The following is a 21,067-nucleotide window of genomic DNA, read 5'->3' as shown; positions in this document are numbered from 1 at the left end:
ACCCAACATGACCACGACTTCCGATAGCGTCACAGTTCAGCCGCTCAGGGATACGGCGGGGCTCGCGGGGCATCCGCGCGGTCTCACCACGCTGTTCTTCACCGAGATGTGGGAGCGGTTCAGCTTCTACGGGATGAGAGCCATTCTCGTCCTGTACATGGTCGCCGCTCCGGGTCTCGGCGGGCTCGGCTACGACACCCCCCATGCGACCGCAATCTACGGCACGTATTCGATGGCCGCATTCCTGCTGTCGCTGCCGGGCGGCATCATCGCCGACCAGTGGCTCGGCACGCGTCGCTCGGTATTGATCGGCGGCATCATCATCGCGGCCGGCCACTTCACGATGGCCATTCCCGCGGTCCCGACGTTCTTCGCGGGGCTCGTGCTCGTCGCATGCGGCACGGGCCTGCTCAAGCCGAACGTGAGCGCGCTCGTGGGCGGCCTCTACGCGCAAGACGACGACCGCCGCGACAGCGGGTTCTCGCTCTTCTACATGGGCATCAACGTCGGCGCATTCCTCGCGCCGCTCGTCTGCGGCTTTCTCGCGGAAGCCGAGCCCTTCAAGAACGTGCTGCGCTCGTTCGGCATCGATCCGGTCAACAGCTGGCACTTCGGTTTTGCAGCGGCAGGCGTCGGCATGTTGCTCGGCCTCGTCGTCTTCTGGTTCCAGCGCGGCCGTCTCGAGCACGTCGGCGACCGGCTCGCGGCGAAACCCGCGGCGTCGACGCGGAAACGGCAAGGCGGGGCGCGGCAGACGGCGGTCTACGTCGCGCTCGGCGTGCTCACCGTCATCGGCACGGGGCTCGCGGGAAGCAACTGGCAGAACGTGCTTCCGTTCCTGCTGGCGTTCGATGCGCTCGTGCTCGTCATCATGATGGGCATCCGGGAGCAACTGACCGGCGCCGAGTGGAAGCGCCTCGCCGTGATGGGCATTTACTTCGTCGTGACGATCGCATTCTGGTCCGCTTATGAACAGAAAGGCTCGAGCCTGAGCCTGTTCGCCAAGGAAATGGTGGAGCGCAACATCGGCGGCTTCGTCGTGCCCGCGGCGTGGTTCCAGTCGCTGACCGCGCTGTACGTGATCCTGCTCGCACCGGTGTTCGCGGCGCTCTGGGTGCGGCTCGGCCGTCGTCAACCGTCGAGCCTCGCGAAGCTCGCGATCGCGCCGGTGCTGATCGGCTTCGGCTATGCCGCGTTCGCGATCCTGTGCTCGACGCTTCATGTCGGCGTGAAGATCAATCCGCTGTGGCTCGCCGGCCTGTTCCTGTTCGAAGTGTTCGGCGAGCTGTGCCTGAGCCCGATCGGCCTGAACCTCGTCACGAAGCTCGCGCCCGTCAAGCTCGTCGGCTTGATGATGGGCCTGTGGTTCTTCGGCAGTTCGTTCGGCTACAAGCTCGCCGGCTACTTCGCGGGCTTCTACGTGCCCGACCCGGCGCGGCTGACGATGCTCTACGGCGGCATCGCCGCAGGACTCTTCGCCGTCGCGGCCCTGCTGTTCCTGATGATGCCCATGATGAGGAAGCTCGTCGGGGACGAATCGGCGAAGGCCGCGACGCACACGCATTGACGTTCGAACCGAATACCGCAGGAAACATGAAATGGAAAGGACCATCCTCGCAATCCACGGCGGCGCCGGGACACTGAAGCGCGGCGTCATGACGCCGGAACAGGAAGCCGCTCATCGCGCCGCGCTCGAAGCAGCGCTCGTGGCGGGCCATCTGGTCCTGAAAGCCGGCGGGTCGAGCGTCGACGCCGTCGTCGCCGCCGTCGTCGCATTGGAGAATTGCCCGCTGTTCAACGCGGGGCGCGGCTCGGTGTTCACGCATGCGGGCACCCACGAAATGGATGCGGCCGTCATGGAAGGGCACACCGGGCGCGCAGGCGCGGTGGCCGGCGTGTCTCGCATCAGGAATCCCGTCGAAGCGGCGCAGCGCGTGATGGATCGATCCACGCACGTGCTGCTGTCGGGTGCAGGGGCCGAGCAATTCGCGATCGACGAAGGCCTTGCGCTGGAGTCCCCCGAGTACTTCTACACCGATTTCCGCTGGCAGCAGCTGGTTGCCGTGCGCGACACCGGACGCGCATTGCTCGATCACGACGGAGCGGCGCTGCTTCGCCAGCAGGCGCCTGCCGATTCGAGCCGGCTCATCAACGGCGAGCACAAGTTCGGCACGGTCGGCGCCGTCGCGCGCGATGCAAACGGTCATCTCGCCGCCGCGACCTCCACGGGCGGCTTGACGAACAAGCGCCACGGACGCATCGGCGATTCGCCGCTCATCGGATGCGGCACCTTTGCCGATACACGCGTGGCCGTGTCCGCGACGGGAACGGGAGAAGCATTCATCCGCGCGGTCGCGGCCCATGACGTCGCCGCACGGATGAAGTACGGTCATGCGATGGTCGACGAGGCCGCGCGCACGGTCGTCAACGAGGTGATTCCGAGCCGGGGCGGCAGCGGAGGACTCATCGCCGTCGATGCCCAAGGGCGCGTTTCGATGCCGTTCAACACCGAAGGCATGTATCGCGGCGTCATTCAGGCGGACGGCAAGCGGTACGTCGACATCTATCGGTAGACGGCGGGTAGCTGGCGACGTGTCGCCTCCATCAAGCGGCGGGCTCATGCATGCCGCGACGAGGGATGCTTCTTCGTCGAAATCCACCACGAAAAAAGGCCCCGCCTGCATCCGTGCCGGCGGGGCCAACCCATGTCAGTAGAGACATCATGGAGGAGACGGAGCCATCATATCGACGGTCCGCCGCGCGCCCAACCAAGCATTTCTGCTATCGATCTGCGCCGCCGCGCACACGATTCACCGGCCCGCGCCGCATATCGATAGAACGAAAAGTCGTTTTCAGACTGGCGGCAGGGTCGTTACCATGCAGCTTTTAAGCCCGTGTTTAAGGCTGTGCCAAGCCGCCGGGCAACCGATCCCCGAGGAGCGCCCCTTGACTGCATTCGATCAACACCGCCGGCCGTTCGTCGTCGGCATCGGCGGCACCACCCGCGCCGCCTCGTCCACCGAACGCGCACTGGCGTTCGCGCTGCGCGGCGCGCAGGCGGCCGGCGCCCGCACGCGTCTGTTCGACGGTCCGTTCCTGCATACGCTGCCGCACTACGCGCCCGAACACGACGCGCTGACCGACACGCAGCGCGAGCTGATCGACACGGTGCGCGAAGCCGACGCGATCATCATCGCGACGCCCGGCTATCACGGCGGCGTGTCCGGCCTCGTCAAGAACGCGCTCGACACGCTCGAGGAGCTGCGCGCCGACCAGCGGCCCTATCTTGACGGCCGCGCGGTCGGCCTGATCGTCACCGCGTATGGCTGGCAGGCCGCCGGCACCGTGCTGACGTCGCTGCGCTCGATCGTCCATGCGCTGCGCGGCTGGCCGACGCCGTTCGGCGCAACCGTGAACACGCTCGAAACGCGCTTCGAGAGCGCCGACAGCTGCTCGGATCCGAAAGTCGTCGCGCAGCTCGAGACGGTCGGCACGCAGGCCGCCGAATTTGCGCTCGCGTTCGCGTCGCATCGCGCGGCGTCGCATGCGGCATCGGTCGACGCACTCGCGCCGGTGCTGAAGATCGCCAACCAGTAACCCGCCCGTTTCCGCTTTCCCCGTTCCGCCGCCCGCGCCCGGCGCCTCGCCCGCGCGCGGGCGGCGCGCATCCGGCGCCGCCGGCCGCAGTACGCCCGGCCGTCCACCGTCGATAAGGTTTCGGCCCGCCGCGTGATTTGCATTGGCCGAAAGATTGGTTCACGCCGGTCGCGGGTTTTCGTACGCTGAAAGCCCGAACCTCTTCGAGCGCGCCATGATCCGCACGATCCGCTACAAGGGCTACGAAGTCGCGCCCGCCGCCGCGCGGCTGCCGAACGGCCTGTTCGCCGCCAACCTGACGATCGAAAAAGCGAGCGGCGGCCCGTCGCGCGCGGTCACGTTCGACGCAATCGATTTCTTCTTCGAGGAAGAACACGCGCTCGCCTACGCGTCCCGCTGGGGCCGCCTGTGGGTGGATGCGCACGCTTGACCGGCTTGACCTGAGTCACGCAGCCGTGCGCATGGCCGCACGAAAATACGCGAAAACGGAAGCAGTGGGAGAATCTTTCACTCCGTAATCGCAATAACAAAAGCCATGACTGACACGCTGCAGCAAGAGCAGGCAGCTGATCACGCAATGCGCAACTGGACTTTCGAGAGGCAAGGTCCGGTAAAGATCGGTTCCGATGCGCACAAGCAGATGTATTGCCGCATGCTGCTCGACACACACAACCCATACAAGCCGGCCGTGATCGACTGGCCGCCGCTCAAGCCCAAGGAGCTCGAGCGGCTCACGTCGTTGCCGATCTGGGACATCGCCGTGCAGACGGAAGGCCGCGCGTCGATTCGCGTCGCGACGTTCGCGTCGACCATCCGCGACCCGCTGCTGAAGCAGGCGCTCGACATGGACGGCGGCGAGGAAGCGCGCCACAAGGTCGTACTGTCGAAGCTGGTCGACGCGTATGGCATCAAGCTTGCCCCCGAGCCGGCCTACCCCGCACCGAAGGACGCCGAATGGGCGTGGATGGTGACGGGCTTCAGCGAATGCATCGACAGCTTCTTCGCGTTCGGCCTGTTCCGCTCCGCGCAGCGTTCCGGCTATTTCCCGGAAGCGCTCGTCGAGACCTTCGAGCCGGTGATCCAGGAAGAAGGCCGGCACATCCTGTTCTTCGTCAACTGGTACGCCTGGTACTGGCGCAACATGGCGTGGTGGCGCCGGCCCGCGTTCTTCGTGAAAGTCGCTGCCGTGTGGGCATTCCTGATCTGGGAACGGATCGGCATCGCGCGCGGGATCGACGCCGAAGGCGTCGCGCACGACGCGAACTTCCCGGCGACCGGCACCGCGGCCGTCGGCGACGCGCTCGATCCGCGCGAGCTGATCGAACTGTGCCTCGCCGAGAACGACCGGCGGATGGCCGGCTACGACAAGCGGCTGCTGCGGCCGATGTTCGTGCCGCGGATGGCGCGGTTTGCGCTGCGGTTCATCAAGAAGTAGCGTCGGATGTGGATCGCGGGTTCTCGCCGCGAAGATCGATTCCGCTTGGCGGCCGGGGCTAGCGTCCACCTCGTATTGCCTCCGCCGCCTGCCCGAAGGTTAGCCGAGCGATCAGTCCTCCTGGCGCGACGTCCCGCCGCACATGGCGCCCTTCCCGCACGCTTCATTTCCCGCCCCTCGACACGAAACCGTCCGGCAGCGTCCTGCCGCGTCGCGGCCCGATCCGATTGATCCGGACGCGCCGCAAGGCCAACGCCGCCCCGCTGCCCCGCTGCCGCTGCTCGGCGGCCGCAGCGAATATCAGCGCCGAATCGTGCGTTGCGACTTCCTTCCACAATTGAGTCGATTGTTGTGGAATCGCAATATTCACTCAAACAAATTCGAAATAGACATGCAGCCGGCACGACTCGCGTCCGGCCTCATGTTTTTGCCTGCCGACAATCAGCCTCCTCCCTGTACCGGCCCGCCAGACGGGCGCATCCCGGCGATGCGCGATGCGCAGATCGGCATAGCCGGATTACCGCCCTTCACGAATTTCTCACTTTTAATTTACACACAAAATAAAAACCAAAACCATCAAAAAACATATATTTAATACTTTAACATCAACACACATCAAATTATCTCGGCCTCATTTTTAACATTACAAACACACAACGCGACGAGCGGCACGCAAACGTTTGCCATTTCATTTGTCTTACTTTTTCGCCTCGTCGCTTGCCAATCCATCGACAGAACCACCGCCAAACCATTGATAGACAAGGATATCTCGCAGCCAAGGCGTAGCACCACCAAGCTTCCACATTGCCTTCATCTTTCTTTTCGCTACCCGACGACGGAATTGCTTCCTTCCCTACTTATTAACAAAATTTCAACTTTACCTCACCCTAATTTTTCACTCTTTAGCAATTCACAAAATCTATCTCAAATAAACTCCGCCCATATTTTTGGGATTTCACGAACGCACGGCGCATTCATCTAACGAAAAAGCCAGGTGTGTTGCGTGATTATTTGGAGGTAGTTGGATATGAACCGCGCATACCGCTCGATCTGGAATGAATCGCTTGGCACCTGGGTTGCCGCATCGGAGCTCGACTCGGCTCACGGCAAGGGCAAACGCTCGGCCTCGGTCAAGCTTCTGGTCAGCCTGCTGCTCGCAACGTTGGCACCTGCCGGGTATGCGTCGACCTACACTGGATCACTCACTTGCAATAGCGGCGCCGGAACGGTGCTCGGTCATTCGCTTCCGGTCGAGACGTCCGGCCCGGCCGACGGCAGCGGCACCTGGTCGAACGTCGCAGGTTGCAATGCCAACGGGGGCGGTTACGGCGTCGGCTTCAACGGCGTGACATTGTTCGGTACGTTCGCAACGGCGTCGGGTGACGGCGCCGTCGGGATCGGCCTGGGTACGCTGGCAGCGCAGGGCGCGACCGCCGTCGGCAGCTTTGCCACCGCTTCAGGGACATCCAGCAGTGCGTACGGCTTCAATGCAACGGCATCGGCAACGGGAGCGACCGCGCTCGGCAGTTCCTCCACCGCAGCGGGCGTGAACTCGGTCGCCGCGGGCCTGCAGGCGTCGGTCGCGTCGACCGCAACTTCCGGCATTGCGGTGGGTCGCGGCGCGACGGTCAACGGTGCGTTCGGCATCGCCCAGGGTGACGGCATCGTGTCCGGCGCGACCGGCCAGAACGTTGCGATCGGCTCGAGCGGCACGACGGCCAACAGCAGCACGGCAGCCGGCGGCGCGGTTGCGATCGGCCGCGGCCAGACGGCAACGGGTGACGGCGCGGTCGCGATCGGCGATCCGAACAGCGCAATCGGCACGGGCGCGCTGGCGATCGGCGCGAACAACACGTCGAATGGCCAGGGCGCCGTCGCGCTCGGCAATGCGAACTCGGCGACCGGCACGGGCGCCGTGGCGATCGGCAACGCCACCACGTCGAACGGCAGCTCTGTCGCGATCGGCAGCACCGCAGTCGCCACGGGCACGAACGGCTCGGTTGCAATCGGCAACTCGGTGACGTCGAACGGCACTGGATCGATCGCGATCGGCAACAGCGGGAGCTTCGGCGCCAAGGCCCTCGCCTCCGGCTCGGATGCCGTGGCGCTCGGCAACGGCTCGACCGCGAGCGGGACGGCAGGCTCCGTAGCGCTGGGCTCGAGCAGCGTGGCTTCGAATTCGTACGCGACCGCATTGGGCGCAAACGCCAACGCGTCCGGCACCGGATCCGTCGCGATTGCGCAAGGGTCCAGCGCAACAGCCACCAATGCACTGGCGCTCGGTGTCAACTCGACGGCAAACGTCGCGAACTCGGTTGCACTCGGCAACGGCTCGGTGACGAGCGCCACCGCGACGACGGCAACCGGCGGCACCGGGACGGTCAGCAGCACCACGATCGGCACTCAGACGTTCGGCACCTACGCCGGCGCGAGCGCGGCGAACGGTGTGGTCAGTGTCGGCGTGCCCGGCTCGGAACGCCGCATCCAGAACGTCGCCGCCGGCCTCGTCGGTGCGGCCAGCACGGATGCGATCAACGGCAGCCAGCTTTACGCGGTCGCCAGCACGACGACGTCGAGCATCGCCAGTTTGTCCACGTCCACGTCGACCGGCATTTCGTCGGCCAACAGCTCGATTGCATCACTTTCCACGTCGACCTCGACCGGGATCGGCTCACTGTCGACCGGGCTGAGCACGACGAACAGCACGGTGACGTCGCTGTCGACCTCCGCGTCGACCGGTATCAGCACCGCGCAAAGCGGCGTCAATTCGCTGTCCACTGGCCTGTCGACCACCAACAGCACGGTCACTTCGCTGTCGACGTCTGCATCGACCGGCATCAGCACCGCACAGAGTGGCGTCAACTCGCTGTCCACCGGCCTGTCGACCACCAATAGCACGGTCACTTCGCTGTCGACGTCTGCATCGACCGGCATCAGCACCGCACAGAGTGGCGTCAACTCGCTGTCCACCGGCCTGTCGACCACCAATAGCACGGTCACTTCGTTGTCGACGTCTGCATCGACCGGCATCTCGTCGGCCAACAGCGCAATCGCCTCGCTCTCCACGTCGACCTCGACCGGCATCAGCTCGCTGTCCACCGGCCTGAGCTCGGTGACGACCAACACCAACAACCTCGGCAACAGCACTGCCGCTGCGCTCGGCGGCGGCGCAACGTACAACCCGGCAACCGGCACGATCTCGGCCCCGTCGTATACCACGTACAACGCGAACGGCACGACGACCACCGCGAACAACGTCGGCTCGGCGATCAACAACATCAACAGCCAGGGCATCAAGTACTTCCACGCGAATTCCACCGCGCCGGACAGCCAGGCCCTCGGCACCAACTCCGTCGCGATCGGCCCGAACGCGGTTGCGAACAATGCCGGCGACGTCGCGCTCGGCAGCGGCTCCGTCACCGCGGCCGCGAATCCGACTGCCACCGGCACGGTCGGCGGCACGACCTATTCGTTCGCCGGCACAACGCCGAGCAGCGTCGTCAGCGTCGGCGCAGCCGGCGCCGAGCGCCAGGTCACGAACGTCGCGGCCGGACGAATTTCCGCCACCAGCACGGACGCGATCAACGGTTCGCAGCTCTACGCAACCAATACCGCGATCAACACGCTGTCGACGTCGACCTCGACCGCCGTCGGCTCGCTGTCGACCGGCCTGAGCTCGAGTTCGTCCGCGATTTCTTCACTGTCGACGGGCGTCAGTTCGCTGTCGACGGGCCTCAGCTCGACCAACAGCTCCGTCGCTTCGCTGTCGACCTCGACTTCGACGGGCATCTCGTCGGCCAACAGCTCGATCACATCGCTCTCCACGTCGAGCTCGACTGGAATCAGCACTGCGCAAAGCGGCGTCAATTCGCTGTCGACGGGCCTCAGCTCGACCAATAGCTCCGTCGCTTCGCTGTCCACTTCGGCTTCGACCGGCATCTCGTCGGCCAACAGCTCGATTGCCTCGCTCTCCACGTCGAGTTCGACTGGAATCAGCTCGCTGTCGACTTCGGCTTCGACAGCTATCAGCACGGCGCAGAGCGGTGTCAATTCGCTGTCGACCGGCCTCAGCTCGACCAACAGCTCCGTCGCTTCACTGTCCACGTCGACCTCGACGGGCATCAGCACCGCACAGAGCGGCGTCAATTCGCTGTCGACCGGACTCAGTTCGACCGATAGCTCCGTCGCTTCGCTGTCGACTTCCACGTCGACCGGCATTTCGACGGCCAACAGCTCGATCGCATCGCTCTCCACCTCGACCTCGACCGGCATCGGTTCGCTGTCCACCGGACTGAGCACGACCAACAGCTCCGTTGCCTCGCTCTCCACGTCGAGTTCGACGGGCATCAGCACCGCGCAAAGCGGCGTCAATTCCCTGTCGACCGGCCTCAGCTCGACTAACAGCTCTGTCGCTTCGCTGTCCACTTCGGCTTCGACCGGCATCTCGTCGGCCAACAGCTCGATCGCCTCGCTCTCGACGTCGAGCTCGACCGGAATCAGCACCGCGCAGAGCGGCGTCAATTCCCTGTCGACCGGACTCAGCTCGACCAATAGCTCCGTCACTTCGCTGTCGACCTCGACCTCCACCGGTATCAGCACCGCACAAAGCGGCGTCAACTCGCTGTCGACCGGACTCAGTTCGACCGATAGCTCCGTCGTGTCGCTGTCCACGTCGACTTCGACGGGCATCAGCACCGCGCAGAGCGGTGTCAATTCGCTGTCGACCGGTCTCAGCTCGACCAATAGCTCTGTCACTTCGCTGTCGACCTCGACCTCCACCGGTATCAGCACCGCGCAGAGCGGCGTCAATTCCCTGTCGACCGGCCTCAGCTCGACCAATAGCTCTGTCACTTCGCTGTCGACCTCGACCTCCACCGGTATCAGCACCGCACAAAGCGGCGTCAACTCGCTGTCGACCGGCCTCAGCTCGACCAATAGCTCCGTCGTGTCGCTGTCCACGTCGACTTCGACGGGCATCAGCACCGCACAGAGCGGTGTCAATTCGCTGTCGACCGGCCTCAGCTCGACCAACAGCTCCGTCGCTTCGCTGTCGACCTCCACGTCGACCGGCATCAGCACGGCGCAAAGCGGCGTCAACTCGCTGTCCACGGGACTCAGCTCGACCAACAGCTCGGTCGCTTCGCTCTCCACGTCGACTTCGACGGGCATCAGCACCGCGCAGAGCGGCGTCAATTCCCTGTCGACGGGCCTCAGCTCGACCAACAGCTCCGTCGCTTCGCTGTCCACATCGACCTCGACGGGCATCAGCTCGCTGTCCACCGGCCTGAGCACGGTAACGACCACCACCAACAATCTCGGCAACAGTACTGCCGCGGCACTCGGCGGCGGCGCCACCTACAACCCGGCAACCGGCACGATCTCCGCGCCGTCGTACACCACGTACAACGCCAACGGCACGACGTCCACGGCCAACAGCGTCGGCGCGGCAATCGACAACATCAACAGCCAGGGCATCAAGTACTTCCACGCGAATTCCACCGCGCCGGACAGCCAGGCTCTGGGCACCAACTCCGTCGCGATCGGACCGAACGCCGTCGCGAACAATGCCGGCGATGTCGCACTCGGGTCCGGCTCCGTGACGGCAGCCGCGAACCCGACCAGCAGCGCCACTATCGGCTCGACGACGTACGGCAACTTCGCCGGCGCCACGCCATCGAGCGTCGTGAGCGTCGGCAGCGCAGGGGCTGAACGTCAGATCACCAACGTGGCAGCCGGCCGGATCACGTCGTCCAGCACGGACGCAATCAACGGCAGCCAGCTCTACGCCGTCGCGAGCACGACCGATTCGAGCATCACGTCGCTGTCCACGTCGACTTCGACCGGCATCGGCTCGCTGTCCACCGGCCTGTCGAGCACGAACAGTACCGTCGCATCGCTGTCCTCGACACTGTCGTCGTCCGACAGCGCGATTGCGTCGCTGTCGACCGGACTCTCGACGACGGATAGCAGCGTGACCTCGCTGTCGACTTCCACGTCGACCGGCATTTCGTCGGCAACCAGCTCGATTGCGTCGCTCTCGACGTCGACCTCGACGGGCATCAGCTCGCTGTCGACGGGCCTGAGCTCGACCGATAGCTCCGTCGCGTCCCTGTCGACTTCCACATCGACCGGCATCAGCACCGCGCAAAGCGGCGTCAATTCGCTGTCCACCGGTCTGAGTTCGACCAACAGCTCCGTTGCGTCGCTGTCCACGTCGACTTCGACCGGCATCAGCTCACTGTCGACGGGCCTGAGCTCGACCGACAGCTCCGTCGCTTCCCTGTCGACCTCCACATCGACGGGCATTTCGACGGCCACCAGCTCGATTGCGTCGCTGTCCACGTCGACCTCGACCGGTATCAGCTCGCTGTCCACCGGTCTGAGCTCGACCGACAGCTCCGTCGCTTCCCTGTCAACCTCCACGTCGACCGGCATCAGCACCGCGCAAAGTGGCGTCAATTCGCTGTCCACCGGACTGAGTTCGACCAACAGCTCCGTTGCGTCGCTGTCCACGTCGACTTCGACCGGTATCAGTTCACTGTCCACCGGTCTGAGTTCGACCGATAGCTCCGTCGCTTCGCTGTCGACCTCCACGTCGACCGGCATTTCGACGGCCACCAGCTCGATCGCGTCGCTGTCCACGTCGACCTCGACGGGCATCAGCTCGCTGTCGACGGGTCTGAGTTCGACCGATAGCTCCGTCGCGTCGCTGTCGACCTCCACGTCGACTGGCATTTCGACGGCGACTAGCTCGATCGCATCGCTCTCCACGTCGACCTCGACGGGCATCAGCTCGCTGTCGACGGGTCTGAGCTCGACCGATAGCTCCGTCGCTTCCCTGTCGACTTCCACATCGACGGGCATTTCGTCGGCGACCAGCTCGATCGCGTCGCTGTCCACGTCGACTTCGACCGGCATCAACTCACTGTCGACGGGCCTGAGCTCGACCGATAGCTCCGTCGCGTCCCTGTCGACCTCCACGTCGACCGGCATTTCGACGGCGACCAGCTCGATCGCATCGCTCTCCACCTCGACCTCGACGGGCATCAGCTCGCTGTCGACGGGCCTGAGTTCGACCGATAGCTCCGTCGCGTCCCTGTCGACTTCCACATCGACGGGCATTTCGTCGGCGACCAGCTCGATCGCGTCGCTGTCCACGTCGACTTCGACCGGCATCAGCTCGCTGTCGACGGGTCTGAGCTCGACCGATAGCTCCGTCGCGTCCCTGTCGACCTCCACATCGACCGGCATCTCGACGGCGACCAGCTCGATCGCGTCGCTGTCCACGTCGACTTCGACCGGTATCAGTTCGCTGTCCACCGGTCTGAGCTCGACCGATAGCTCGGTCGCTTCCCTGTCGACGTCCACGTCGACGGGCATCTCGACGGCAACCAGCTCGATCGCGTCGCTCTCGACGTCCACCTCGACGGGCATCAACTCACTGTCGACCGGCCTGAGCACGACCAACAGCTCCGTTGCCTCGCTGTCCACGTCCACCTCGACCGGCATCAGCTCACTGTCGACTGGCCTGAGCTCCACGGACAGCTCCGTCGCCTCGCTGTCGACCTCGACGTCGACCGGCATTTCGTCGGCAACCAGCTCGATTGCGTCGCTCTCGACGTCGACCTCGACGGGCATCAGCTCGCTGTCGACGGGCCTGAGTTCGACCGATAGCTCCGTCGCGTCCCTGTCGACCTCCACATCGACCGGCATCTCGACGGCGACCAGCTCGATTGCTTCGCTCTCGACGTCAACCTCGACGGGCATCAACTCACTGTCGACGGGCCTGAGCTCGACCGATAGCTCCGTCGCGTCCCTGTCGACCTCGACGTCGACCGGAATTTCGACGGCAACCAGCTCGATCGCGTCGCTGTCCACGTCGACCTCGACGGGCATCAACTCGCTGTCGACCGGCCTGAGCTCGACCGACAGTTCCGTCGCGTCGCTGTCGACCTCCACGTCGACGGGTATCTCGTCGGCAACCAGCTCGATCGCATCGCTGTCCACGTCGACTTCGACCGGCATCGGCTCGCTGTCCACCGGCCTGAGCACGACCAACAGCACCGTCGCATCGCTGTCCACCTCGACCTCGACCGGCATCGGCTCCCTGTCCACCGGCCTCAGCACGACCAACAGCACCGTCGCATCGCTGTCCACGTCGACCTCGACCGGCATCGGCTCCCTGTCCACCGGCCTCAGCACGACCAACAGCACCGTCGCATCGCTGTCCACGTCGACCTCGACCGGCATCAACTCCTTGTCCACCGGCCTGAGCACGACCGACAGCACCGTCGCATCGCTGTCGACCTCCACGTCGAGCGGCATCGGCTCGCTGTCGACCGGCTTGAGCACGACCAACAGCAACCTCACGTCGCTGTCCACCTCGACCTCGACCGCGATCCAGGCCGCGAAGACGCACTACTACAGCGTCAACGACAACGGCACGCAGCAGGCCAACTACAACAACGACGGCGCAACGGGCGTCAACGCCATCGCGGCCGGCACGAACGCCTCCGCATCGGGCGCGAGCAGCGTCGCGGTCGGCGACGGCGCGAACGCGTCGTCGAACGGCGCGGTCGCCATCGGCCAGAACGCGTCGGCGACGGGCGGCAAGGCGGTATCGATCGGCGTCGCGAACACGGCGAGCGGCGACGGCGCGGTCGCGATCGGCGATCCGAACGTGGCCACCGGCACCGGCGCGGTCGCGCTCGGCGCGAACAATACGGCCACCGGCGACGGCGCGCTGGCGATCGGCAACGCCAACACGGCGACGGGCAACGGCTCGCTCGCCCTCGGCAACACGGCGACCGCGGCCGGCGCCGGGTCGCTCGCGTTCGGCTCGAACGCGGTCGCGAACAACCTCAACGACGTCGCGCTCGGCACGGGCTCCGTCACGTCCGCCGCGAACCCGACGTCGAGCACGACGATCGGCGGCGTCACGTACTTCTTCGCGGGCAGCTCGCCGACGAGCGTCGTGAGCGTCGGCGCGCCGGGCGCGGAACGACAGATCACCAACGTTGCTGCAGGCCGCGTCTCGGCCACCAGCACGGACGCGATCAACGGCAGCCAGCTCAACGCGACGAACCAGGCCGTCAACAGCCTGTCGACGGCAACGTCGACGAGCATCGGTTCGCTGTCGACCGGGATCAGTTCGCTGTCCACCGGCCTGAGCTCGACCAACAGCACGGTCGCTTCGCTGTCCACGTCGACGTCGACCAGCATCAGCTCGCTGTCGACCGGCCTGTCGTCGACCAACAGCAACCTCACGTCGCTGTCGACGTCGACCTCGACCGGCATCGGCTCGCTGTCGACGGGCCTCAGCACGACGAACAGCACCGTGGCGTCGCTGTCGACCGGCGTGACGAACATCAACAACACGCTGAACGAGCTGTCGACGACGCTGAACAACAACACGACGCGCACGGTGAACACGAACGGCATCTCGGCCGACATGAACGGCACCGGCACGGATCGTCCGACCGTCACCGCCGGCTCGAACTCGGTGGCGATCGGCGCGAATTCGACCGACGGCGGCCGCTCGAACGTCGTCTCGGTCGGCAACGACACGCAGCAGCGCCAGATCGTCAACGTCGCGCCGGGCACGCAAGGCACCGATGCGGTCAACGTCAACCAGCTCAACGCGGTGCAGTCGACGATGTCGACGGCGCTGTCGGGCCAGCAGGCGCAGATCAACAGCCTCGGTTCGCAACTGCAGCAGACCGACCAGATGGCGAAGCAGGGTATCGCGGCCGTCGGCGCGATGGCGTCGATCCCGCAGCTCGACCGCGACGCCAACTTCGGGATGGGTGTCGGCACGTCGACGTTCCTCGGCCAGAAGGCGATGGCGGTCAACATGCAGGCGCGGATCACCGAGAACCTGAAGGCGTCGATCAACGGCGGCTTCAGCGGCGGTCAGAAGGTGATCGGCGCAGGCATGCTGTATCAGTGGAAATAACCCGCGCCGCGCGGGCCGGGCGCAATCGTCAGCGCCCGGCCCGCCGCGCCGCCCGATCGACGCAGCGCGCTTCCGTCAACGACCGCATTCAGGACATCACCGTGAACAAACTCTCTTTCGTGCTCGCGCTTTCCGCGATAGCCCTCGCCGCATGCTCCAGCGCATCCGGCCCGACGTTCAGCGCATCCGAGCTGCAGCCGCGCGACGGCGTGCGCACTTACCAGGTCGACTGCCACGGAATCTTCTCCGGCCCGAACACCTGCATGAAGGCCGCACAACACCTCTGCGGCGACCAGCCGGTGCGCACGGTCGATGCCGCGAAAGCGCTGCGCGACCATGCCGACCCGGCTACGCTGGTGTTCCAGTGCGGCGCGCCGGAAGCCGCTGCGCCGGCGCCGGCGTCGTCGCCCGCGGCAGCGGCGCCCGCCCCCGTCGAACATGTGAATCTCGCGGGCGACGCGCTGTTCGCCACCGGGCTGGCGACGCTCACGCCGACCGCCCGCGCGTCGCTCGACGCACTGCTGGCCAGGCAGGGCAATACGGCGTTTACGCGTGTGTCGGTCACGGGCTACACGGATTCGGTCGGCGGCGACGCGTCCAATCTCGCGCTGTCGCAGCGGCGCGCGCAAGCCGTCGCCGGCTATCTGAAGTCGCATGGCCTGAACGCCGGCACCTTGGCCGTGACGGGGCGCGGCAGCGCCGATCCGGTCGCCTCCAACGCCACGGCGGAAGGACGCGCGAGCAACCGGCGCGTCGAGATCTCGCTGGAACGCTGAACCCGCTGCGTCGCGCGCCACCCGTGCCGATGTTTCGGTGAAGTTTCGGCGATTTTTCGGCGATGTTTCGGCGATGTTTCGGAATACGCACGACGGAACCCGGGCCGCTCGCGGGCTGCCGCGCGGATCTTCCCCGGCCGTCATGCCGGCTGTCATACCGATTGGCAGCAATCGGTAACGCGTCGGCCTTCGTCAGGGCCGCCCCGACTCCACAAACCGGCGATTTCCGTGCCACAATCGCCGCTGGCGGCCGGCCCGGCAGAACGCGACAACGCGTCGAACCGGCGTTGGCCGCCCATGTCGCCATCCGCGCCGTCCGGCCCGTTTCCGCGGGCCGCGCCGCCGCAGGCGCACACGTGACAACCACCGGCCCGCCGGGTCCGCGCGTCGGCGTTCGACGCCGCCGGACCCGCGGCGCCGCACAGGAATTTTGCTGGTGACGGACATCAATCAAGCCGCCTCGCGCGGCGCCCGCAACGAACGCCCGGCCGTCGGCATCTCGCTGTTCGCGCGAGACGGCCAGGCGATCTGGGAAAACGGCATCCACCAGAACATCGCGTACCTCGCGATGATGCTGAAGCGCTCCGACCGCGTCGGCCCCGTCTACTTCCTGAACGGCGGCGACGCGCGCGCGCTGCCCGCCGGGCTCGACCTCGACGGCCTCGACATACCGCTCGTGCAGCCGAACGACGTCACGCACGCACTCGACGTCGTGATCGAGATGGGCGCGCAGCTGCCGGTCGAATGGCTCAAGCACATGCAGGCGCTCGGCAAGAAGCGCATCGCGTGCTTCGTCGGCCATACCTACAGCGGCCTCGCCGAAACGCCGATCTTCGAGAAGCCGTCCGGGCACATCTTCAACGGCGCGCCGTTCGACGAAGTGTGGGTGCTGGAAAAGTCGAAAACGATCGACGTGCCGCTGCTGCGCACGCTCACGCGCGCGCCGGTCTACACGATCCCGCATATCTGGTCGCCGTACTTCCTCGACCGGCGCATCGCCGCGCTCGCGAGCGAAGGCGCGACGTTCGGCTACCAGCCCGGCCGCGCCGCGTGGCGTCTCGCGACGCTCGAGCCGAACATCTCGGTCGTGAAGACCTGCCATATCCCGATGCTCGCGTGCGAGGAGCTCTATCGTGCGCGGCCGGAAGCGGTCGAGCACCTGTTCGTCGTCAATTCGATGCACCTGAAGGAGCACCCGACCTTCCTGCACTTCGCGAACAGCCTCGACCTCGTGCGCGAGCACAAGGCGACCTTCGAGCCGCGCATCGACCTGCCCGGCTTCATGGCGCGCCACGCGGACGCGGTCGTCTCCCATCACTGGGAAAACCCGCAGAACTATCTGTACTACGACGTGCTGTACGGCGGCTATCCGCTGATCCACAACTCGACGCTGCTCGGCGACGCCGGCTACTACTACCCGGATTTCGATGCGGCGGCGGGCGGCCGCGCGCTGCTCGACGCATGGCAGCATCACGACGCGCGGCTCGACGACTACCGCGCGAAGGCCGACCGGCTGCTGAAGTCGGTCTCGATCGACAACCCCGCGAACCTCGACGCGTTCGTCGCGCGTCTGGTCGCCTGAACCGGAGCAAACGCATGTCGGACTCCAAAGCCCGTCAAGCGCCCGGTGAGGGCAAGCGTCTCGTCGTCGGGGTCTCGCTGTTCGTGCGCGGCGCCGGCCAGTCGCTGTGGGAAAACGGCATCTTCCAGAACTGCCTGCTGCTGATCCTGCTGCTGCGGCAATCGCCGCTCGTCGCGGAAGCGGTGATGGTGAACGGCGGCGAACAGGTCGCCGATCCGCAGATGATGCTCGGCGAATGGAACGTGCCGCTCCTGTCGATGGAAGAGGCGATGCAGCGCTGCGACGTGCTGATCGAGATGAGCGCGCAGTTCAACGCCGATTACCTGCGCGCGTTCCGCGAGCGCGGCGGCAAGGTGGTGACGATGCGGGTCGGCAACGACTACGTGATCGACATCGAGCGCGCGATGTTCAACAAGCCGTCGGGCTTCCTGTTCTCCGGCGCGCCGTACGACGCGGTGTGGACGATTCCCGAATTCGAGCGCTCGTGCCTGCACTATTACCAGACGGGCCTGCGCGCGCCGGTGACGATCGTCCCGCACATCTGGCATCCGATGCTGTTCGACAAGGCGCGCGCGACGCTCGGCGCCGGTTTGTCGTTCGGCTACCAGCCCGGCAAACCGCGCTGGCGCGTGACGATGTTCGAGCCGAACATCTGCATGGTGAAGACGAGCATCATCCCGATGCTTGTGGCCGAGGAAGCGTATCGCGCGCAGCCGGACTTTCTGGAGATCGTGCGCGTGTGCAACACGCTGCACCTGAAGGACCACACGACCTTCGTCCACTTCGCGAAGCGCCTCGACATCGTCGATCACGGCCTCACGACGTTCGAGAGCCGCTACGCGGTATACGAGTTCATGGCGGCGTTCGGCGACGCGGTGGTGTCGCACACGTGGGAAAACGCGCAGAACTATCTGTATTACGAACTGCTGTACGGCGACTATCCGTTGATCCACAACTCGCCGTTCCTCGGCGATGCCGGGTATTTCTATCCGGACTTCGACTGCCAGGCCGGCGGCCGCGCGCTGCTGCAGGCGTTCGCGGAGCACGACGCGAACCTCGACGCGTACCGCGAGCGCTCGAAGCGCGTGCTCGATTCGGTCAGCATCTACAACCCGGACAACGTCGCCGCGTATACCGACGCGATCGCGTCGCTCTATCGCGACGCCTGACGCGCCGCCGACGGAGAACCGACATGAAGATCAATGTCGCGATAACGATCAACGTGCAGCGCGACGCGGCGCAGTCGATCTGGTACAACGGCGCGAACCAGCACTGCGTGTACCTATACATGCTGCTGAAGCAGTCGCCGCTCGTCGGCGACGTCTGGCTCGCGCACGACGACGGCATCGCCGACTATCCGGAAGCGCTGATGATGAGCGAATTCCGCGACGCGCTGCGGCCGCTGTCGGCGATCGTCCACCAGACCGACCTGCTGATCGAGATGAACGCGTTCATTCATCCGAGCCATGCGGACGCGGTCCGTCAGCGCGGCGGCAAGTGCGTGTCGTACCGTTTCGGCAACGACTACGTGATCGCGGTCGAAACGATCACCTTCGGGAAGAACGACTGGCGGCCCAACCCGCATCGCGTGCAGTTCGACGAGATCTGGACCAACCCGCAGCATGCGCACACCTGCGCGGCCTATTTCCAGGCGGTCTACCGCGCGCCCGTGTTCGTGCTGCCGCACATCTGGTCGCCGTACTTCATCGAGCGCAGCCTCGACGCCGATCCCGAGCTGAAGGCGCGTTTCGGCTACCGGAACCACGGGCCTGCAAAGCGCATCGCGTTCTTCGAGCCGAACCTCAACGTCGTCAAGAGCGCGGTCGTGCCGATGCTCGCGGCGAACGCGTGCTACGTCGCCCATCCGGAGCTGGTCGAGCACGTCTACATGACCAATACGTTCGACAAGAAGGAAAACGCCGCCTTCAAGCATCTCGCGCTCGGGCTGGAAATGGTCCGCGACGGCAAGGCGACCGCCGACGTGCGCGCGCCGTTCGTCGCATGGGCCGCGCACCACACCGACATCGTCGTGTCGCACCATTGGGAAAACGGCCTGAACTACCTGCTCTACGACGCGCTGTACGGCAACTACCCGCTGGTGCACAACTCGCCGTTCCTGCGCGACGTCGGCTACTACTACGCGGACTTCGACATCTTCGACGCGGCGCGGGCGATCGCCACCGCCGCGCAGACCCACGATGCGCGGCTCGACGACTACGCGCGGGCGGCCCGGCAATACCTGGCCGGCGTCGATGCGCTGGCGGAGCACAACGTCCGCGCGCATTCGGAGCAGATCCTGCAGCTGTTCGGCGACCGCGCGATCGGCTGACGCGGGAATGCGGGAACTCGGGAAGCGCTACCCGCGAACGAGATGCCCGCACGCGTCCATGAACGCCTGCCCCTGCTTGCGCCCGGCGCGCATCAGCAACGCGAAGATGCGCCGCGATGCGCGGCCGTTCACCTGTTGCTCGAGGCTGCCGGCGATGCCGTGCGCAATCGCCGATTCGCGCCCGTACACGCTCGTCAGAATCCCCGCGCAGTAATAGCGGGCCGCCAGTTCGCGGCTGGCCGAATCCGGCAGGCGCGCCGCCGCGATGCGGCGCGCGACCGCCTCCAGGCCGTCGAAGTAGCGGATCATGTCGACCTGCCGGCCGGCCGACCCCGTGCTCAGGCGGACGAGAATGGCCGCCACCTCCCGGATCGCCGCCGGCTCGCGCTTCATCGCCATCCTGCTGTGTGCGTCCACGGCCGCCCCACCTCTCAAGACTACGTCAGCCCGCCCGGCTTCATCGCGTCGAGCGGATCTCATCACGCGCCATCCGAACGCCGGGAAAAGTGATCGCCCTGCGCCCACCGGACGCCGGCGTCGATCGACATCTGCCGATCGAGCTCGGTCTCCACGCCTTCGACGACGACGTGCCCCGCGTTCTCGTGCGTCAGCGCCACCAGCCGGCGCACCTGATACCGGCCGACCGCGTTGTCCCGGATCATCGCCAGCATCGACCGGTCCAGCTTCACGATGTCCGGACGGCCGACCACGAAATGGTTGTGCGCGCTGTGGCCCGCGCCGAAATCGTCGATCGCAATCCGGCAGCCGGTCTGCCGCACCTGATGGACGAACGCACGACCGGATAGCGGGTCCAGCGGCGCGGTTTCCGTGATCTCGAGCACCAGCCGCTGCGCGACCGCCGGCTCGACGCGGAGCCGCTCGAAGATCGTCTGCCACTGCGCGTCTTCCGTCGCGCTCGATGCCGATACGTTGCAGCCGTAGACGGCTTGCGCATCGGCGCGCAGGCTGTCGATCGTCCGGCTGACCACGAGCTGGTCGAACCAGCGCATCAGCCCCATCGATACGAGACCCGGCAGGAACGCAACGGGCCGCAACACGTCGCGCTGCCCGCGTGCGAGGCGCGCGAGGCATTCGCGGTAGAGCACGCCGCCCGACAGGTCGGTCCTGCAGACGGGCTCGCGCGCAAACGCGAGCCGGCGCTCGATGAAGCGGCATACCGCGACGGGGTCGGGATGAGCGGCGGTCGGCTCGAACAGCTGGCCGGCGTCGTCATGATTCTCTTGCATCTGCGCCTCGAGGCGAGCGTCGACCACATTCATTCCGGCGCTCCGGAAAACGTCGAGCCGCGCGAACCGGCCCATTCGTCACAATAAACGCGGGAGAATGAAAAAGAACCCTCCCGCACCCGGAAGCCATTCTAGATACAAGCAAA

The 21,067-nt window shown here is 65.8% G+C and carries 13 protein-coding genes; 11 read left to right on the top strand and 2 right to left on the bottom strand.

Annotation, left to right across the window (positions count from 1 at the left end; all coding sequences use genetic code 11):
- The first annotated feature begins 7 nt into the window (after nt 1-7).
- The 11 genes from HWX31_RS21695 to HWX31_RS21645 all read left to right on the top strand — a co-directional run bounded on the left by HWX31_RS21695 (nt 8) and on the right by HWX31_RS21645 (nt 19,674).
- On the top strand, nt 8-1,567 hold the full coding sequence (locus tag HWX31_RS21695; protein ID WP_174964498.1) for a peptide MFS transporter: 1,560 nt from the start codon (nt 8-10) through the stop codon (nt 1,565-1,567).
- A 31-nt stretch (nt 1,568-1,598) separates the two neighbouring features.
- Nucleotides 1,599-2,573 (top strand): isoaspartyl peptidase/L-asparaginase family protein, encoded by a 975-nt coding sequence (locus tag HWX31_RS21690; protein WP_174964497.1) that lies wholly within the window; start codon nt 1,599-1,601, stop codon nt 2,571-2,573.
- A gap of 373 nt (nt 2,574-2,946) precedes the next feature.
- Nucleotides 2,947-3,597, top strand: coding sequence for an NADPH-dependent FMN reductase (locus HWX31_RS21685; RefSeq protein WP_174964496.1), 651 nt, complete (start codon nt 2,947-2,949; stop codon nt 3,595-3,597).
- 214 nt (nt 3,598-3,811) lie between these two features.
- Nucleotides 3,812-4,027, top strand: a complete 216-nt coding sequence (locus tag HWX31_RS21680) for a hypothetical protein (protein ID WP_059609854.1) — start codon at nt 3,812-3,814, stop codon at nt 4,025-4,027.
- Nucleotides 4,028-4,132: 105 nt separating this feature from the next.
- A complete protein-coding gene (locus HWX31_RS21675) occupies nt 4,133-5,032 on the top strand; it encodes a ferritin-like domain-containing protein (protein ID WP_174964495.1) in 900 nt (299 codons plus the stop codon).
- Nucleotides 5,033-5,174: 142 nt separating this feature from the next.
- Complete coding sequence (locus HWX31_RS21670; RefSeq protein ID WP_174964494.1) at nt 5,175-5,627, top strand: hypothetical protein; 453 nt, start codon at nt 5,175-5,177, stop codon at nt 5,625-5,627.
- Between the two features lie 432 nt (nt 5,628-6,059).
- Entirely contained in the window at nt 6,060-14,987 is an 8,928-nt protein-coding gene (locus HWX31_RS21665) for an ESPR-type extended signal peptide-containing protein (RefSeq protein WP_175933962.1), read from the top strand.
- A gap of 101 nt (nt 14,988-15,088) precedes the next feature.
- Entirely contained in the window at nt 15,089-15,763 is a 675-nt protein-coding gene (locus HWX31_RS21660) for an OmpA family protein (protein ID WP_174963946.1), read from the top strand.
- A 436-nt stretch (nt 15,764-16,199) separates the two neighbouring features.
- Nucleotides 16,200-17,345: a DUF2827 domain-containing protein gene (locus HWX31_RS21655; protein ID WP_174963945.1), complete on the top strand. Its 1,146-nt coding sequence runs from the start codon at nt 16,200-16,202 to the stop codon at nt 17,343-17,345.
- Between the two features lie 14 nt (nt 17,346-17,359).
- Complete coding sequence (locus HWX31_RS21650) at nt 17,360-18,514, top strand: DUF2827 domain-containing protein (protein ID WP_174963944.1); 1,155 nt, start codon at nt 17,360-17,362, stop codon at nt 18,512-18,514.
- Between the two features lie 23 nt (nt 18,515-18,537).
- Nucleotides 18,538-19,674, top strand: a complete 1,137-nt coding sequence (locus tag HWX31_RS21645) for a DUF2827 family protein (protein WP_174963943.1) — start codon at nt 18,538-18,540, stop codon at nt 19,672-19,674.
- Nucleotides 19,675-19,701: 27 nt separating this feature from the next.
- Here HWX31_RS21645 and HWX31_RS21640 read toward each other — a convergent pair whose 3' ends face one another.
- Both HWX31_RS21640 and HWX31_RS21635 read right to left on the bottom strand, forming a co-directional pair.
- Nucleotides 19,702-20,091, bottom strand: coding sequence for a hypothetical protein (locus HWX31_RS21640; RefSeq protein ID WP_244143798.1), 390 nt, complete (start codon nt 20,089-20,091; stop codon nt 19,702-19,704).
- Between the two features lie 62 nt (nt 20,092-20,153).
- Nucleotides 20,154-20,954 carry an EAL domain-containing protein gene (locus tag HWX31_RS21635; RefSeq protein ID WP_174963942.1) on the bottom strand — a complete coding sequence of 267 codons (801 nt, stop codon included), beginning with the start codon at nt 20,952-20,954 and terminating at the stop codon, nt 20,154-20,156.
- Between the last annotated feature and the right edge of the window lie 113 nt (nt 20,955-21,067).

The organism is Burkholderia ubonensis (genome assembly GCF_902833085.1).
Classification (GTDB): Bacteria; Pseudomonadota; Gammaproteobacteria; order Burkholderiales; family Burkholderiaceae; genus Burkholderia; species Burkholderia ubonensis.
The sequence above is the reverse complement of the archived record's forward strand: the minus strand, read 5'-3'. Positions and strand labels throughout refer to the sequence as shown.

Excerpts from the sequence above, each read along its gene's own strand:
- HWX31_RS21695 (WP_174964498.1), top strand. The coding sequence starts at position 8 with ATGACCACGACTTCCGATAGCGTCACAGTTCAGCCGCTCAGGGATACG.
- HWX31_RS21690 (WP_174964497.1), top strand. The coding sequence starts at position 1,599 with ATGGAAAGGACCATCCTCGCAATCCACGGCGGCGCCGGGACACTGAAG.
- HWX31_RS21680 (WP_059609854.1), top strand. The coding sequence starts at position 3,812 with ATGATCCGCACGATCCGCTACAAGGGCTACGAAGTCGCGCCCGCCGCC.
- HWX31_RS21675 (WP_174964495.1), top strand. The coding sequence starts at position 4,133 with ATGACTGACACGCTGCAGCAAGAGCAGGCAGCTGATCACGCAATGCGC.
- HWX31_RS21670 (WP_174964494.1), top strand. The coding sequence starts at position 5,175 with ATGGCGCCCTTCCCGCACGCTTCATTTCCCGCCCCTCGACACGAAACC.
- HWX31_RS21665 (WP_175933962.1), top strand. The coding sequence starts at position 6,060 with ATGAACCGCGCATACCGCTCGATCTGGAATGAATCGCTTGGCACCTGG.
- HWX31_RS21650 (WP_174963944.1), top strand. The coding sequence starts at position 17,360 with ATGTCGGACTCCAAAGCCCGTCAAGCGCCCGGTGAGGGCAAGCGTCTC.
- HWX31_RS21645 (WP_174963943.1), top strand. The coding sequence starts at position 18,538 with ATGAAGATCAATGTCGCGATAACGATCAACGTGCAGCGCGACGCGGCG.
- HWX31_RS21635 (WP_174963942.1), bottom strand. The coding sequence starts at position 20,954 with ATGAATGTGGTCGACGCTCGCCTCGAGGCGCAGATGCAAGAGAATCAT.